The following is a 15867-nucleotide window of genomic DNA, read 5'->3' as shown; positions in this document are numbered from 1 at the left end:
TCGAATTTCCAGTTACCAACCAGTCTTAGTTGCCGCCATAGTCACTGGTGTGATCGCGCCAGACGGAGTGAGAATGGGGCGTGTTTTTGATGATGACTCCGCCCTGATACGAAAATTCAATCCATACGCTCGGTCCATCGATACGCACATAATCATTTTGGGAACCCACAGCGGTAGTTCCCGAATACGCAATGTAGGTGTTGGCCAACTCCGACGTATATTTAGCTAGAATGGTGGCCGCTGTGGTTGCATCCAGATCGTTTACGTAAAGTTTGATGGCATTTAGTACCAGCGCCTGCTTATCCGAACTTAAAGTGCCTACCTGTAAGCCCACCTTTGTCGTCGGAAACTTACTATCCTGACCCGGCCCCAGCACTAAGTCGGAGAACGTACCCGACAACTTGGCTGTCGTTTGTTCAGCGGTACTCAAGCCCGTTAGCATAGCTGCAAAGGCCACCCGCTCCTGTTCAAAAGCTTGGTAGGTCCGGTTAGCTGCGGTCACGGCCGCCTGGGGCTCGACACCCCGGAAGGCAGGTGTCACCCCGGTGATGGCCCCGGCATTGAAGGTGTACGGCTGGGTGTAATGGTGACCCGTAAACAGAATCGACCATAAACCAGTCGTGCTGGGCGTACCCAGAATGGAGAGATAATAGTTGCCAGCCCCGTAGTCAGAACCTCCGCCGATGGTGTTGAGGTAATCATCAGCCACCAGGTTACCGATCAGTTCATCGTAGCCTTCATTCGTGACATTCTGAGCCAGAACTGCTACCAACAGGTTGCGAAAAGCGGCAAGTTGTGTTGCGTTGAGTGCCCCTAGATTGATACCGATTCGGGCAGAAAGACCTGCTGGCAGATTGGACCATTTTTGGGCGTTGGCCTTTGAGTAGGTTAGTTGAGTGGTGGCTAACTGGGTACTGCTTAGCGTAGCCTTGAAGGCTTCGGTCAGGCAGACGATCTGAGCTACACCCGTAGATGTACAGGTAGTCGATGTCGCCGTTGTTGATAGAGCAGTGGTGATGGTACTGGAGTTGGTCGTTGTCGTGGTACCAGAACTGGTTCCGCTCACTGTTAGAGCCAGACTGCAACTCTGCCCGCCAAAACTGAGTGCGAACGTAGCCGTACCACTTCCCGATGGCGTACCGCTGATCGCGTAGGACAGGTTACCGGCTCCGCTGGCCAGGGTTCCCGCCTGCAGAGTAGCATTCAGACCGGTTACGCCCGTTGATGCAACGGCGCTACCTGCGGAATAGGTGATTCCATTACCCCCTGTATAAGGAACCGTAGCCGTTCCGGTAAAAGTCGTGCCACTAACGGCAGAAGCCGAGAACGTGGCAGAACCGCAGCTCAAGGCACTGACAGTCGCTGAAGTAGGCGTAACGGAACTTGAGTTGTCAGGCGTATTACAGGACTCTATCGTAACTAAACTACTGCTAATCAGCAAGCTTAGGACGACAATATTCAAGAGATTCCTTTTCATAATATATATGTAGTCTATTCACTCAGGTAAACCGGGTTTAAATTATTTTACACGGTAGCCTGCCTGCATGTTTCACTAAAGTCTGGTCTTAGGGGTAAAGAGGCTGTTAATAGGGGTGAATGGGTATTTTTGTTATTGAACGGACTGAATTACTGGGGTATGTTGCTGGACTTTTGTGGAGAGCAGTACCAAGGTTACTGATGCTACACCTGTTAACTGTGGCACGGCTCTCCACAGAAGTCCTATTTCATAAACAGGCTAAAAAAATCTTTTTCATAGCTACTCCCGATGGGAATTTCCTCTTCACCTATCAAAATCATACGCCCACGAATCGACAGAACTTTGTCGACCGCGACGATGAAGGAGCGGTGAACGCGAATAAATTTAGTAGCAGGCAGCTTATCCAGCATGGCTTTCATCGTAAGCCGTAAGACCAGCGGGGGCGAATCAAGTAAATGAACCTTTAGGTAGTTATCCAGCCCCTCGATAAAAATAATCTCGGAAACAGTAACCTTTACCAGTCCGTAATCAGCCCGAAAGAATAGCTGTTTGGGTTCAGTTTCTTCCTGTAAATCCGTTTGTTGGAGAACCCGCCACCGCGCATGGGCTCGCTGCATCGCTTTGCTGAACCGGTCGAAAGTGTAGGGTTTCAACAGGTAATCCACGGCCTCCACATCATAGCTCTCCAGTGCATACTCGCTATAGGCCGTCGTAAAAACAACGAGTGTTTGCTGGGTGATGGATTTAAAAAAGGCTAATCCTGACTCCTTCGGCATATTGATGTCTAATAAGATCAAATCGACCGGATTCGTTTCCAGATACAGGCGTGCTTCACCGGTTCGGGTGAACGTTTTGACCAGATCTATATAATCAATTCGGCTGCAAAAAGCCTCAATGACATCCAGAGCAGGGCGTTCGTCGTCGAGAGCAATGGCTTTCATTCGGATAATGTCAGGCTTAGTTGGACGTGGAAATCGGTCGGCGTATTGTCAATGATTAACTCATGGGCATCCGGATACAGAAGCCGTAACCGCTCTCTGGTGTTTTGTAAGCCCACGCCTGTCGAATTTTCGAATGAGTTGACCTGAACCTTTTTATTGGCCACATTCAGGCTCAGACTGGTTTTCTCTATCCGTAAATAAATGTCTATTTTCGAATCTTCATCCGGGCTCACGCCGTATTTAAATGCATTTTCAATGTAGGAAAACAGCAGTAACGGGGCAATTTTCAATTGCTTCCCGTCGCCTTCCAACTGATAGTTAACCTGAACCGAATCGCGTAGCCGAGCTTTCTGGAGATCGATGTAATTGGCAATGTAGTTGATCTCTTTAGCCAGATCCACTTTATCCAGATGGGCATCGCGAATGATATAGCGCATGAACTCCGAGAGTTTAACAATGGTATCGGCCGTACGCTCATCCTGTCGGATAGCTAGTGCATAAATACTGTTGAGCGTATTGAATAGAAAATGAGGCTGAATCTGTGCTTTCAGCTGGCGAAGCTCTGCCTGTAGCTGATCGTTTTCAACCTGATGAAGTCGACTGGCTGTCTGAACAGAGATGGAGATGAGTGTACTAACACTCCCCAACAAAAAGAAGATAGCCAGTTTCACCGGAAGGAGCAGCGTAAACGGGTGGCCATGCCCATCATCGGGCGAACGGCCCGATGATGGATGTGGAGGGCCATCCGGTTGATGCGGCCCACGATGATGATCTAATGAGTTAAACGGGGGTATACGATCATCGGAGTGCGACCTGAACGGTGGACCGGAGCGCCTATCAAACATCATTTCCTCCACAAAGATCTGTCGAGCCCAGGCCTGTGGCGTATTTTCCGTTGGTGATTTAAAGAAAACCCACTGCTCAATACGATACGGGAAATAGACTGCCGCTACCAGGCAGCTAATTGCTATTAGCGCGTATTTTCGGTATTGTTTAGTCAGAAACCAACGGGGAACAAATACAGTATGGTTCAAATAAGAAAACAGAATAAACAGAATATAGGCGAGTCCATTCTGCACCAGATGCTCATGCGGCCGTAATGGATCCAGGCTTAGGCCGTTGTAGACGAAATAAAAAAGTGGCAGAATTACCAGAGCAATTCCGATCAATATGTGGGTGCTATAGGCTCTTAACCAGGTTATCATTCAATTCGTCAACTAGATAGCAAATGTATACGAATCGATGGGAGCCTGGGAATAATTGTGGCTAATGGGACAAAAACTGGGGTTAATATGGCTATGGAACAGCAAATTATGGAAAGACTTCACCGGCGGGGTAGAGTGGGACCAGAAGATCAGTAAGGAAGTTTTGCAAAAAGTATTACTTCTTTACGTTGTTATACTCAGCATCGGTGACTGGCTGCATCCAGGTCACTCGCCCTTTGGCGGTGTTGGGCGTGATGGCGACCTGCATAAATCCGACAGTTGGCGAAGCGCCATGCCAGTGCGGTATATTAGGAGGACATTTCACGGCATCACCTTTCCTAAGGATCTGGATAGGTTTTCCTCGCTCCTGGTAGTAGCCTATGCCGCCCATCGCCAACAGTACCTGTCCGCCCGCGTGGCTATGCCAATAGGAGCGGGCGCCCGGCTCAAAGGTCACATAGCCCACCGGAATGTTGAAAGCGCTGTCGGGCTCAATCAATTGCTGCACCCAGACGGTTCCGGTAAAATTAGTATTTGGAGCCTGCTGCCCTTTCGGGAAAATAGCCCCCGTATCCGTCACGCTTTCCGTTCGGGTTTGGGCCTTTGCATCAAAACTGGCTAAACTGATCAGTAGGGCAATAAGGGTCGATCCTATCGTGTTGTTTTTCATCGGGTTGGCTACTAAATACGTCCTGTTCTCTTTTTCCCTTACCGTCTTGACGTTACGACCTGCGTCAAAACAGCCCGGCCCGCTTCAGCCTCCGCTTTGCCGACGGCAGTCTCGATCAGGCCAAGTGCCTGTTTCAATTGTGGTTCGGTCAGACCCACGTGTAAACAGATGCCCAGGTGTGATTGCAGCATCGGCTCGACACCCCCAATGGTGGTCAGCACCGAGATGGTGGTTAGTTCCCGGTCGGCATAACGGAGTACATCCCGCTCGAACAGATCAGCAAACAGATGCTCTTTCAAAAAAACCTCGATCTCCGGACTAAAAGCAGCGTACCCTCGCTTTGGCCCTGATTCAGGCTGTCCGGTCAGTTGTTCAAGAACTTTTTTACCGCGATCATATTTAGGTTCACGACTGGTAATCGGTGTTGCTTCCTTGCCAATCTTATCGGCAATACCATTTTTCTTCCGTTCGTCCAGCACCGTCATCAGCGTCTGTAGTCCCCGGATACTTCTGGGAAATCCGCAATAGGCATACAAGTGCACCAGTACTTCCTTGATTTCATTGACAGTCAAGCCCGCATCCAGGCCGGTGTTCAGTGCCGATTGTAGTTTTTGAAGGTCTCCCTTTGCGGTGAGGGCTGAAATGGCGACAATGCTTTGCTGCACTGGTGGTAAAGTGGTTGATTGATTCATCAGATTTTGCGCGCTGAGCGGGTTTGAAGCGATGAACCAGCCGACGATCATACTACAGAAAGTGATATGCATGTGTTTGGTGGAGAGTAGTGTCAAGGTGATTCGCGTTACTTTATCTTCATTCCGGGAATTAAAGGAACCGTCTCGACTAGTTCGAGGGACTTGACCATTGACTGGGTGGCTGTTTTGTATTTCAGGAAATGCGGGGTTTTTACATGCGCCATGTACGCAGCCGTATCTGCATAGATTTCCAGAATAGTGATGTGGGTAGGGTTATCCTTCTCCGCAACAGCATACAGGGTCAATACGCCGGCTTCGAGACGCACCGACGCTTCTATTTCCTCCTTCAATGCAGTTTTATACGTGTTTAACTGTGCAGAATCAATGACGAGTTTTGCCAGCCTTACCAGTTGTTTTTTCTCCTGTGCCAATGCGTTATTGCCGACAATAAAGGGTAAAATAACCGTGAAGAGAATCAAGTTTACTGCGCTCTTATATATCTTCATGAGATTCGGTTTCGGTTAAAGGCGGTCTAAAAAATAGCGTTCGACTGTCGCTATGTTGAATGGTCAATCCAGCTTTTTATCTTTTAGAAAGTTGACCATCAGGTCTGCAATCTGGAGATTATTGAGGTCGGAAAACGGAAAGTGAGTATTGCCGAAAACGCCGATTTCAGGCAGGTGAACCACTTTTGCATTGCCGCCATGTTTGTTGACTGTCGCGGCCCATAGGTTTGCCATCTCAAGCCCCGCACGCCAATGATCGCTATTCCACACCTTCGTTGGTTCCCTGGCTATGTTATCGCCATAATAGACGATAATCGGAATCCGGGTGAGCTTTTTGAAATCCGATAAGGGTATCTCGACGCCTTTCAGTTCACCAAAAAGGCTTGCTGATTGGATAGGTTTGGGCAATTCGCCCGTTGGAAAAACGAAACTGCTGAAGGGTTCGTAAGCGACAACAGCCTTAACATTTTCATTTTTTATGGCGGTAAACCAGCCCGGACCTCCTCCCTGCGAATGAGTGATCAAAATTCCGGCTCCGATTCGATCAAATAATTGCGAGCAGGCACTGGATACAACATTCGCGTCAAAATTGCCCGTGTTGGGCGTCATTTGTCTAAAAAACTGTTCCAGGGAAGCAGAATCCCTCGGAAACTGACTATTCGCAAAATAATCCGGATAATTACCAATCCTGAATTGCGTAAACCAGAACTGTTCATCGGGCGTGGGGGTGATCGTTGCAGCAACCGTACTTTTTCCGGCTTCGCCACGCCTTGGCTGGTCCAGTAAATAAACCGCATAACCCCGTCGAAGGAAGATCGTCTGAAATCCCTCCCGTCCATCGGGGGTCGTTTCCCACGTTTTTTTGGATTCCGCAGCCCCATGCAGAAAAACCAGCGGAAACTTACGGGCTTTGGGCGGAATCTGATAAAATACATACCCATGATCGCCATGTAAGGTCTGCCCCTGGGGTTTTAACGCAGTAGACAGATCAAATTTTCCCGGTTCGGACAGCGTTGTTCCGCCAACCATGAAACTACCCTGTTCGTATATTTTCAATAAACCTGATTTCCGGTTTACAGGCTTAGTCGCACAAGCCGAAACCATCAGCATGACCCCGACTAACAGCAGAATCGCGGCTTTTTTTTGTTTCATGGAGCTGGGTCATTCAGCGAATCAATCAACATACAACGCATGGTCTTCCCTCTAAACCGTTGCCAGACTAAAGGGTAACTTACGGATACGCTTGCCGGTGAGGTCGAATATGGCATTGGCCAGGGCCGGGGCGAAGGCAGGCAAACCAGGTTCGCCGACACCACCCGCCGGTTCGTCGTTGTCCATGACATACACATCAATGGGGGGAATATCTGTGATGCGGGGAAGCTGATAGGAGTAAAAATTCCTGTCAACAGGCACGCCGTCTTTGAACGTCACCTGGTGCTGCGTAGCGGCACCCAGCGCCATAACAATTGACCCTTCCACCTGCGCTTTGATCGTATCGGGATTGACGTACCAGCCACAATCCATGACAGCCCATACATGGTCGATTTTGAGTTTACCATCCTGACCTTTTGATACTTTTACGACATGCCCTACGGTACTGGCAAAACATTCAGTAATGGCCATACCGTACCCCTCGCCCGGTTTGCGGGTCTTCCAGCCCGATACCTCGGCCAGTTTGTCGAGTTGTCGGTGCAGCCGCTCATCGGGCAGGTGCTCCCGACGGAAGGCCATCGGGTCTTTCCCGGCTTCATGCGCCAGTTCGTCCATAAAACTCTCGTAGGCAAAGCCATTGGTGGAGGCATACACCGACCGCCACCACATCGTCGGAATGGGCGTTTCGAAGGGAACATCCGCAATACTCAGGTTTTTAATACCCTCAGCATAGGGTTTCAGGAAACCTTCCGACGTGCTCCGGTTGGCTTTATCTTTCGGGCCTCCACGCCAGTGGTCATTGTTTTGCCCGGCCATGCGCAACTTGAAGGCGCTGATTTTTCCATTATCGACCACGCCCTCGCAACGATACGAAATACCGGGGCGATAGGGGCCTTGTGTCGCATCATCCTCTCGGGTCCAGACTACCTGTACGGGCGCTTTTATTTCCTTCGAGATCACGGCAGCCTCATGCGGGTAATCCATAAACGCCTTCCGGCCGAATCCGCCCCCCAGAAACGTCATGTGGACGATCACTTTTTCGCGATCCAGCCCCATTTCTTTGCTGATCGCATCCTGCACCCACTCCGGAGCCTGAATAGGTCCCCAGATCTCGAGTTTATCGTCCTGGTAATGGGCAACGCAATTCAATGGTTCCATGCAGGCGTGATACTGGTAGGGTGTCTCATAGACAACATCGAGCTTTTTCGTTGCCTGAGCTAGAATTGCGGACGCATCGCCCTGCTGCTTGAACGAGAGTCCCTCCTGTGTTTGAAGTGCTTCCTGCTGACGTTTGATTATCTCTTCGGTGTTCAGGTGCTCAAATCCGCTATCGTCCCAGTCTACTTTCAGGGCTTTCTTACCCTGCAAAGCGGCCCAGGTCGATGTAGCTACCACTGCAACGCCCTCCCGGTATGTATTGAAAACCAGCATTTTGGTCTTAAACACGTGTTTGACGCCGGGAATTTTCCGGGCGGCCGTGTCGTCGAAGCTCTTCACTTTACCCCGCAGACGGGGGTTGCGCTCCACGGCTGCATAGAGCATCCCCGGAATTTCTTTATCAAGCCCAAATGTAGCACTGCCATTGGTTTTCAGTTTGGTATCCTGCCGAAGCAGGGGCTTGCCAATGAGTTTATAGTCCGATCGTTTTTTCAGTACTACGTTCTTTGGCGTCTCCAGCTTCATGGCATCAGCTACCAGTTCTCCGTAGTGGAATCGCTTATTGGTTGGCTGGTGAATTACCAGCCCTGATTCGGCACGACAGTCCGATGCGGGTACACTCCATTTGGTTGCCGCTGCCTGGATCAGCATCTGGCGGGCGGTGGCGCCCAGCGTCAATAAGTTTTTGTACGAACCCCGAACCGTCGAGCTGCCCCCGGTGACCTGATTGCCGTATTTTTTGTTGTCACCTTTGGCAAAAACGATGTTCACCTTGTCCAGGTCAACTTCGAGTTCTTCAGCGACCATCTGGGGAATAGCCTGATAAACACCCTGCCCCATTTCGGCCCGGTGCGAGAAAATAGTCACCTTACCCGATGGTTCGATGTGGACCCAGGCATTCATTTCAATACCAAAATCGTCGGCTTCAGCCGCTTTTATGATTTCAGCTTCCTCCGCATTCGAGGGAATATAAACTCCCAGCGAAAGTGCCAGGCCGGTCAGGCTCGATGCTTTGAGGAAATTTCGTCTGGATACGGTTTGTGTGTCCATAGTATTGTTGCTGAAGGCGTTTAAGGTTTAGGAGCATAAGCCCCTGTTTTGAGCCAGGTCGTCCAGGCTTTTTTAAAATCAGCGTGGCTCAATGGAGGAAGCGTACGGCCTTCGCCGGGATTCCAGCCAGCCAGTACCAGCCCATCGTCGGCGTGTTCCAGCAGTTTTTCCATGTTCTTACCCCCATTTAGTTTGGGGTCAACTAACTGTTTAGCCAGTTGCTGGGGTGTTCGGCCCTGAAAAACCATCCGCATCGTTGCAGGAGGCAGGTGCCAGTCTGGATTACCTGGTGGAGTGTGCAATCCAGGCGTGTTGGTCGGCTGATGGCAGTTGGCACATTTCATAGCGTAGATGCCTTTGCCGTCGGTACCTCGCCGTGGGGCCATCGTGTGCAGATGATTGTCATCGCCCTGCAAGGGTATGTCACCCGCCGGATGGCAGTTCATACAGCGCGGGCTCATCAGTACTTTATAGACACTGGCAAAGGCTTTGACCGAGGTCACGCTATCTTTTTTAATGGGTGCAGCCACTGCTTTCGTACGCATCAGGGTTGTACTGACCTGGTCGTTGCTACGGGTGAACGTAGTGGCCATAATTGCCGTCACTGTCAGCAATATGGCCAGGATATAGACTGTTTTTAAAGACATAGACGAATAGCTTTCATTTCCAGATGCATTCAGAAGAGCTTATGACCGTACGACTGGTTGGCTTATTCGTTTTTACCAACCTTCTGTTCGGCTCCGGCGGCCAGGTGAATCGCCTTACGGATGCGGGGATACGTACCACACCGGCAAATATTACCCGCCATGGCAGCATCAATATCCTGATCGGTCGGATTAGGATTCTCCCTCAGCAAAACCGCTGCCGACATAATCTGCCCGGAATGACAATAACCGCACTGAGGCACGTCAATTTGCTGCCAGGCCTGTTGAATGGGGTGATCATTGTTTTGAGACAGCCCTTCAATAGTAACCACCTTTTGGCCAGCAGCCCGGCTTACTTTGGTGACACATGAGCGCACGGCATCGCCGTTCAGATGGACTGTGCAGGCACCACACTGGGCCACGCCACAGCCGTACTTAGTGCCTTTCAGACCGACCACGTCCCGGATGGCCCACAGCAGGGGCATCTGCGGATCGACATCAATCGATTGTTCTTTACCGTTGATTGTCAGCTTAATGATTGCCATAGTGTTATGAGTTGTAAAGCCATCCAGTTGGCCATTGTTATCGTAACAACAGCTTATACTTACGGTATGTTTTTCCGTACTGCCTGACAAAGGTCGTGTGGTTTAGTCTTTGGGCTTGTATATAGATTACGGTATTCTGTACCAAAATCACTGATCTGGCAGGTGTAGGCAGCTGTTTAATCAAGGATATTGTACAGTTGAAAGCCGACAGCTATCCTGGGTTAGTACTACTGATGTTGGTTTATCCGGGGCGATGGGGTTCCCAAGATTGAATCGCGTCCTGTATTCAGCCTTCTGCATCAGTCCCCAATCCAAAGCTGTTTAATTACATTTAATTGCCTACCCTTTTTTGCAGATTTGCCGGATAGCGATCGCCCTGTACCGGAATCCTGGAAAAGGCAGAGTCTATCTGGCTAATGTCATTCGCGGAAAGTGCAATAGTTGCTGCTCCACTATTTTCTTCCAGACGGTGCAGTTTGGTTGTACCGGGAATCGGCACGATCCAGGGTTTCTGGGCCAGCAACCAGGCCAGAGCAATCTGAGCCGGTGTGGCCTCTTTTTGCCTGGCAATGTCACCTAATAAATCAACTAATTTCTGATTGGCTTTTCGGTTTTCTTCGGAGAAGCGGGGGACCACATTGCGAAAATCGGTCTTGTCAAACTGTGTGTTTTCGTCAATTTTCCCGGTAAGAAACCCTTTTCCCAGCGGACTGAAGGGAACAAAACCAATACCTAGCTCTTCTAAAGTCGGTAGTATCTCCTTTTCCGGCTCCCGCCACCAGAGCGAATACTCGCTTTGCAAAGCAGTTACCGGCTGCACAGCATGGGCCTTCCGAATCGATTGTACACCTGCTTCGGAAAGTCCGAAGTGGTTAACCTTTCCTTCCTGGATCAATTCTTTAACCGTTCCTGCCACCTCCTCCATTGGCACATGGGGGTCAACCCGGTGCTGATAAAATAAATCGATATGGTCGGTTCGTAATCGCTTCAGCGCTTCTTCGGCCACCTGTCGGATGCGTTCGGGGCGGCTGTCCTGCCCTTTGGTAGAATCACCGTTCTGAAACCCGAATTTGGTGGCAATCACCACTTTGTCCCGAAATGGCTGTAAGGCATCACCCAACAGCTCTTCGTTGACAAATGGGCCATAGGCCTCCGCTGTATCGAAGAAGGTAACGCCTTTCTCGAAAGCGGCACGAATTAATTTTATGGCATTCTGCCTATCGGTTGCCGGTCCATAGCCATAGCTCAAGCCCATACAGCCTAAGCCGAGTGCGGACACTTGCAGATCGCTCTTTCCTAATGTTCTCGTTTCCATTGCTGTATCTAGCCTAGTTTTTATAAAAGCGAGACCTTATTTCAGTACATTTATCGTCCGCAACCATTTTACCACGTTCGCTTCAGCTTCTTTTGCCTTGCCTCCTTCGATAACCAGCAGTTGCCCATCCCGTTCCGAGCCGCCCCGCATCGTAAACCCTTCCACTACGTTGCTGTTGGGACATAGTTCCTTTACGGTCTGGAACGTACTGCCAATCCCATAGCCGCCATTGGTATTGAACGGAATGACCGTTTTACCTTTTAGATCATACTGATGCAAAAAGCTTTTCATGGGCGGGGGTAGTTGCATACCCCAGGTAGGAAAGCCAACGAACACGACGTCGTATTGCTGAATGGTGTCAATTTTTGTTTTTAACGGGGGTAGGAAACCTGTTTCGTTTTCCTTCACTACCTGTTCTACTGTAGCCCGGTAGTTTTCGGGATAAGGCTTTTCTAACTCAAGGGCTACTAATTTTCCGCCTACATTCCTGTGAATGATTTCCGCTATGGCTCTGGTGTTATTTGTTCGTGATAAATACACAATCAATACCTTGTTTGGCTCTATGGAAGCCACATCCGTAACCTGAACATTCTCTGTTTGAGAAGAACAAGCTGCGATTAACAGAAGAAATGCCAACAGGCCCTGCATTAACATTGTGGTCTTTCTCATTACGTTCCGATTTCAACTGACGAGGACCTCAAACGCGTGATTCGGTTTAAGGTTTTCAGGCCTGGATGAAGACAATCCTGATGAATAAAGCGGATATGTTTACCTCTTCAGGGGTGCTTCAACATTGGAAAAAGCCAGGACAAATGATGGCAAACGTTCTCCCTTAAACTCGACCTTGGCCAATTCTGTATCGAATTGCTTAAGTTCATCAGCCGTAAACTGTACATCAACTGCACCCATGTTCTCCAGCATGTGTCCCATCTGGGTTGTTCCAGGGATAGGCACGATCCAAGGTTTCTTCGCTAGTAGCCAGGCCAGCGATACCTGCGCGGGTGTGGCTTTTTTCTTTGTCGCCCAGCTTTTTACCAAATCCAGGAGTGCCAGGTTGTGTGGTAGATTCTCGGGGGAGAACCTGGACTCACCCCCGCGAATGTCGCCGGGAGCGAACCGTGTACTGGCGTCAATCGCTCCGGTCAGAAAACCCACACCCAGCGGGCTCCAGCAAACGAAGCCGATGCCGAGTTCCTGGCAGAGCGGAAGGATAACCTCTTCCGGGCCACGCCAGATGAGCGAATATTCGTTCTGAATAGCCGTAACCGGATGAATGGCATGGGCTCGTCTGACGGTTTGCGGGCCAGGTTCGGAAAGGCCGTAATGCAAGACTTTCCCCTGCTTAATAAGATCTTTGATTGCCCCTGCAACATCTTCGATCGGAACCGCCGGATCGACCCGATGTTGATACAATAAATCTATCCGGTCGGTGCGCAGGCGTTTCAGCATGCCTTCCACGACCTCCTTGATGTGTTCTGGACGGCTATTCAAACCAGGTAGCCGTTGACCCGTTTTTTGGTCGATGTTCCAGCCAAACTTGGTTTCAATTACCACTTTGTTTCGAATCCCTACCAACGCTTCACCGAGAATGCGTTCCACCTCAAAAGGACCATAGGCTTCGGCGGCATCAAATAAAGTAACACCCCGGTCGAAAGCAGTCCGAATGATGCTATGCATTTCGGACCGGGAGGGGATCGTCGTTTGATAGGTACGACTCATATTCTGCACCCCAAGGCCAATACTGGAAACTTCCAGTGTACCTAGTTTTCGACGTCCCGGTTTGGCATTTGGGGAAAGCGAAGCCTGCTGTCTCGATGAGGTGGAAGCCGTATGTGCTTTAGCATCTGGTCCTAACAAGGCACCGCTTACCAGCGCCAATCCGGTTTTCAAGACATTGCGACGGTTCAACTCGGTGTTGGCTTGTTGGTTAGTTGTCGATTTCATGGGTAATTGGGGCTAAATCGTTCCGATTTTATCGTCAGGATGGCAGAAAACCAGATACCTGGTTAATGCTTAATAACATGGGTGTCCCGGACACTGCTAAAGGTCAAGGCTAACATTTTCCAGACATTGACTTGTTTTTTATAGACCTCAGTCACTGTAAACTCAACCTTTGCCTCACTACCCCGAACCGTTGACTCCAGTGTGATGCGGCTCCAGATGATGGCGGTGTTGTCAAACAGCTCTACAGCTACATCGTGGACATCCGCTTTTCTATACCAAATGCTTCCTGTTTTAATAATCTCGAGTTCTTCGTCCTTTTTCCAGGTGCCACTCATATGGACAAATTTTGACTTATCGTCGAAAAGCTGAGCCAGTTTCTCCACATTCTTATCGGCCATCCACTGCCATTTTTGTTTGGAGAGGTCAATAATTTCCTGCTCGGCCTTTGTTGGGGTGGCTGTCGTTGATGTCTGGGCGAAGGATGCCTGTATGCCAATCAACAGAAAACACAGGCCAAGAATTGATACTTTCATAGTGCAAATGATATTAAGGATTAATTAACTATCTGTATATGAAAAATTTCTGTACTCTCGATGATTCCTGGCTGAGCGCGAATGACGGCTAAGCGACTAGTTTTTAACAGGCCTCATCAGTCTGGAGAACGAGAGTTGACCCAGTATCCATTTTCCGTTTTCTTTCACAAAGACCTCCGTCACCATAAATGGATTGGTCACCTCGTTTCCGCCCACTACGGCCACCAGATCAAGGTCACTTAACAGAATGGCCGTATTGCCAATCATATGTAAGGTCGTTGCATAGACACTCGCTTTTTTGTACCAGATATTTCCACTCTTAATGACCTCCAGCTCCCGACTTTTGCCCCAGCTGCCACCCATGTGGACAAACATCGATTTTTCATCAAATAAGGTAGCTAGCCTGTCCACATTCTTGTCAGACATCCACTGCCATTTATCCTTCGAGAGATTAATAATTTCCTGCTCGGTAGCAGAGGGATTGGGTGACGAAGGATTCGTCTGGGCTGTTTGGGCGTGTGAAAACTGCATAATGGCTATGCATAGGAATAAGCTTAAAAGGACTTTTTTCATGATGTTAAACGTTAAATGGTTTATCGGTTTCACACGGCTAGGAACGGGTTACTTTTTCGTACCATATTCTTCATCAGTCACTCGTTGCAACCAGATGGTTTTTCCTTTGGCCGGACTAGTGGCCAGGTATGTAACACCACTGGTCGGGGTTGCTCCGTGCCAATGCTCCACACCCGGCTGGCATTTAACGACCTCCCCTTTACGAATGGTTTTTCGTGGCTTACCCCGCTCCTGATAGTAGCCTTCCCCGTCGGTAAAAAGAAGAATTTGTCCGCCCGGATGGGAATGCCAGTCAAGTCGGGCACCAGGGGCGAAAACGGCCTGTGCAATGCTGAATGCGAAGGTGCTGTCCGGGCCGCTAACCTCACTTAGCCAGACATCACCCACATGGGTTTTGGTGGTCGCAAGTTCCCCTTTGGGGAAGAGTGGAGCGTTTTGTGCCAGAGCCTGAAAAGTAAGAGTAACTATGGCTACAAGCAGGATAAGTTTACTAATACGTCTACTATTCATGGTTATGGTATTTTATTGATTTAGTTTACGCTCTCCCAGCCATTTGACCATAGCCGGATCACGATGGTCAAAGAACAGACTGGCCTTTGTATCCAGGGTTTTAATGGCTTCCATGTCTGAAGAGCTTAAGTCAAAATCGAGGCTGTTAAAGTTTTCTTCCATGCGCTCTTTGTGAACAGACTTGGGAATAACCACAATCCCCCGTTGGGTCAGCCAGCGCAGGACAACCTGAGCAATCGACTTGTTATACTTCGCCCCAATGGAACGTAATAAATCATTCTGAAACAGATCGTTTTTCCCTTCCGCAAACGGCCCCCAGGATTCGATCTGAACGTTGTTGTCGAGCAAAAACTGCTGGGTCTGAATTTGCTGGTGAAACGGATGGGTTTCGATCTGATTGATGGCCGGAACGATTTCGTTGTGAACAATCAGGTCAATCAGCCGGTCAGGCTGGAAATTACTGACGCCGATGGCCCGAACTTTACCTACTTTGTATAGCTCCTGCATGGCTCGCCATTCCCCATACACATCCCCCATGGGTTGGTGAATCAGGTACAGATCCAGATAATCCAGTTGCAGCTTTTTCAAGGAATTCCCAAAGGCTTTTTTGGTCCCTTCGTAGCCATCGGTCTGTATCCAGAGCTTGGTTGTAATGAATAAGTCTTCCCGAGGCACTCCGCTTTTTTTGATGGCCTTCCCCACCGCTTCTTCATTGCCGTATGAAGCCGCCGTATCAATTAACCGATAACCGGTGGCCATGGCATCCAATACACTGCGTTCACATTCGGCTGGATCGGGCACCTGGAATACCCCGAAGCCGAGGATGGGCATTTCTACCCCATTGTTCAAAACCACTTGTTTCATAGGTATTTTACGTTGACAGGACAAAGGTCTTCTCATTTCTTCGCCCGAATGGTATACAGATTACGGATAGTACAACCATTATTACTGA

At 49.4% G+C, this 15867-nt stretch carries 17 protein-coding genes; all 17 read right to left on the bottom strand.

The features are described from left to right. Window positions 1–25: 25 nt before the first annotated feature. Window positions 26–1477: a DUF3500 domain-containing protein gene (locus G8759_RS16970; protein WP_167209978.1), complete on the bottom strand. Its 1452-nt coding sequence runs from the start codon at window positions 1475–1477 to the stop codon at window positions 26–28. A gap of 242 nt (window positions 1478–1719) precedes the next feature. After that, window positions 1720–2418, bottom strand: a complete 699-nt coding sequence (locus tag G8759_RS16965) for a LytR/AlgR family response regulator transcription factor (protein ID WP_167209976.1) — start codon at window positions 2416–2418, stop codon at window positions 1720–1722. Next, entirely contained in the window at window positions 2415–3623 is a 1209-nt protein-coding gene (locus G8759_RS16960; RefSeq protein ID WP_167209974.1) for a sensor histidine kinase, read from the bottom strand. Before G8759_RS16960 ends, G8759_RS16965 begins: the two co-directional genes overlap by 4 nt. A gap of 175 nt (window positions 3624–3798) precedes the next feature. Next, window positions 3799–4293, bottom strand: coding sequence for a cupin domain-containing protein (locus G8759_RS16955; protein WP_167209972.1), 495 nt, complete (start codon window positions 4291–4293; stop codon window positions 3799–3801). Window positions 4294–4331: 38 nt separating this feature from the next. Beyond that, entirely contained in the window at window positions 4332–5057 is a 726-nt protein-coding gene (locus tag G8759_RS16950; RefSeq protein ID WP_167209970.1) for a carboxymuconolactone decarboxylase family protein, read from the bottom strand. A 35-nt stretch (window positions 5058–5092) separates the two neighbouring features. Continuing rightward, window positions 5093–5491 (bottom strand): putative quinol monooxygenase, encoded by a 399-nt coding sequence (locus G8759_RS16945; RefSeq protein ID WP_167209968.1) that lies wholly within the window; start codon window positions 5489–5491, stop codon window positions 5093–5095. 63 nt (window positions 5492–5554) lie between these two features. Then, complete coding sequence (locus G8759_RS16940) at window positions 5555–6643, bottom strand: alpha/beta hydrolase (RefSeq protein ID WP_167209966.1); 1089 nt, start codon at window positions 6641–6643, stop codon at window positions 5555–5557. Between the two features lie 51 nt (window positions 6644–6694). Then, entirely contained in the window at window positions 6695–8851 is a 2157-nt protein-coding gene (locus G8759_RS16935; protein WP_167209964.1) for a xanthine dehydrogenase family protein molybdopterin-binding subunit, read from the bottom strand. A 20-nt stretch (window positions 8852–8871) separates the two neighbouring features. After that, window positions 8872–9498 carry a cytochrome c gene (locus G8759_RS16930; RefSeq protein ID WP_167209961.1) on the bottom strand — a complete coding sequence of 209 codons (627 nt, stop codon included), beginning with the start codon at window positions 9496–9498 and terminating at the stop codon, window positions 8872–8874. Window positions 9499–9560: 62 nt separating this feature from the next. Further along, window positions 9561–10040 carry a (2Fe-2S)-binding protein gene (locus G8759_RS16925; RefSeq protein ID WP_317166791.1) on the bottom strand — a complete coding sequence of 160 codons (480 nt, stop codon included), beginning with the start codon at window positions 10038–10040 and terminating at the stop codon, window positions 9561–9563. 331 nt (window positions 10041–10371) lie between these two features. After that, the gene (locus tag G8759_RS16920; protein ID WP_167209959.1) at window positions 10372–11355 is read right to left on the bottom strand and encodes an aldo/keto reductase; all 984 of its coding nucleotides are present in this window, start codon (window positions 11353–11355) and stop codon (window positions 10372–10374) included. Window positions 11356–11391: 36 nt separating this feature from the next. Further along, window positions 11392–12024 (bottom strand): flavodoxin, encoded by a 633-nt coding sequence (locus tag G8759_RS16915; protein ID WP_232074284.1) that lies wholly within the window; start codon window positions 12022–12024, stop codon window positions 11392–11394. A 99-nt stretch (window positions 12025–12123) separates the two neighbouring features. Beyond that, the gene (locus G8759_RS16910; RefSeq protein ID WP_167209957.1) at window positions 12124–13299 is read right to left on the bottom strand and encodes an aldo/keto reductase; all 1176 of its coding nucleotides are present in this window, start codon (window positions 13297–13299) and stop codon (window positions 12124–12126) included. A gap of 62 nt (window positions 13300–13361) precedes the next feature. After that, the gene (locus G8759_RS16905; RefSeq protein WP_167209955.1) at window positions 13362–13832 is read right to left on the bottom strand and encodes a nuclear transport factor 2 family protein; all 471 of its coding nucleotides are present in this window, start codon (window positions 13830–13832) and stop codon (window positions 13362–13364) included. A 96-nt stretch (window positions 13833–13928) separates the two neighbouring features. Further along, on the bottom strand, window positions 13929–14405 hold the full coding sequence (locus G8759_RS16900) for a nuclear transport factor 2 family protein (protein ID WP_167209953.1): 477 nt from the start codon (window positions 14403–14405) through the stop codon (window positions 13929–13931). A 48-nt stretch (window positions 14406–14453) separates the two neighbouring features. Continuing rightward, the gene (locus G8759_RS16895; RefSeq protein ID WP_167209951.1) at window positions 14454–14915 is read right to left on the bottom strand and encodes a cupin domain-containing protein; all 462 of its coding nucleotides are present in this window, start codon (window positions 14913–14915) and stop codon (window positions 14454–14456) included. Between the two features lie 12 nt (window positions 14916–14927). Further along, complete coding sequence (locus G8759_RS16890; RefSeq protein ID WP_167209949.1) at window positions 14928–15779, bottom strand: aldo/keto reductase; 852 nt, start codon at window positions 15777–15779, stop codon at window positions 14928–14930. Window positions 15780–15867 lie beyond the last annotated feature (88 nt).

The sequence above is a fragment of the Spirosoma aureum genome, assembly GCF_011604685.1.
Lineage (GTDB): Bacteria > Bacteroidota > Bacteroidia > Cytophagales > Spirosomataceae > Spirosoma > Spirosoma aureum.
The sequence above is the reverse complement of the archived record's forward strand: the minus strand, read 5'-3'. Positions and strand labels throughout refer to the sequence as shown.

Excerpts from the sequence above, each read along its gene's own strand:
- G8759_RS16970 (WP_167209978.1), bottom strand. The coding sequence starts at position 1,477 with ATGAAAAGGAATCTCTTGAATATTGTCGTCCTAAGCTTGCTGATTAGC.
- G8759_RS16965 (WP_167209976.1), bottom strand. The coding sequence starts at position 2,418 with ATGAAAGCCATTGCTCTCGACGACGAACGCCCTGCTCTGGATGTCATT.
- G8759_RS16960 (WP_167209974.1), bottom strand. The coding sequence starts at position 3,623 with ATGATAACCTGGTTAAGAGCCTATAGCACCCACATATTGATCGGAATT.
- G8759_RS16955 (WP_167209972.1), bottom strand. The coding sequence starts at position 4,293 with ATGAAAAACAACACGATAGGATCGACCCTTATTGCCCTACTGATCAGT.
- G8759_RS16950 (WP_167209970.1), bottom strand. The coding sequence starts at position 5,057 with ATGCATATCACTTTCTGTAGTATGATCGTCGGCTGGTTCATCGCTTCA.
- G8759_RS16945 (WP_167209968.1), bottom strand. The coding sequence starts at position 5,491 with ATGAAGATATATAAGAGCGCAGTAAACTTGATTCTCTTCACGGTTATT.
- G8759_RS16940 (WP_167209966.1), bottom strand. The coding sequence starts at position 6,643 with ATGAAACAAAAAAAAGCCGCGATTCTGCTGTTAGTCGGGGTCATGCTG.
- G8759_RS16935 (WP_167209964.1), bottom strand. The coding sequence starts at position 8,851 with ATGGACACACAAACCGTATCCAGACGAAATTTCCTCAAAGCATCGAGC.
- G8759_RS16930 (WP_167209961.1), bottom strand. The coding sequence starts at position 9,498 with ATGTCTTTAAAAACAGTCTATATCCTGGCCATATTGCTGACAGTGACG.
- G8759_RS16925 (WP_317166791.1), bottom strand. The coding sequence starts at position 10,040 with ATGGCAATCATTAAGCTGACAATCAACGGTAAAGAACAATCGATTGAT.
- G8759_RS16920 (WP_167209959.1), bottom strand. The coding sequence starts at position 11,355 with ATGGAAACGAGAACATTAGGAAAGAGCGATCTGCAAGTGTCCGCACTC.
- G8759_RS16915 (WP_232074284.1), bottom strand. The coding sequence starts at position 12,024 with ATGAGAAAGACCACAATGTTAATGCAGGGCCTGTTGGCATTTCTTCTG.
- G8759_RS16910 (WP_167209957.1), bottom strand. The coding sequence starts at position 13,299 with ATGAAATCGACAACTAACCAACAAGCCAACACCGAGTTGAACCGTCGC.
- G8759_RS16905 (WP_167209955.1), bottom strand. The coding sequence starts at position 13,832 with ATGAAAGTATCAATTCTTGGCCTGTGTTTTCTGTTGATTGGCATACAG.
- G8759_RS16900 (WP_167209953.1), bottom strand. The coding sequence starts at position 14,405 with ATGAAAAAAGTCCTTTTAAGCTTATTCCTATGCATAGCCATTATGCAG.
- G8759_RS16895 (WP_167209951.1), bottom strand. The coding sequence starts at position 14,915 with ATGAATAGTAGACGTATTAGTAAACTTATCCTGCTTGTAGCCATAGTT.
- G8759_RS16890 (WP_167209949.1), bottom strand. The coding sequence starts at position 15,779 with ATGAAACAAGTGGTTTTGAACAATGGGGTAGAAATGCCCATCCTCGGC.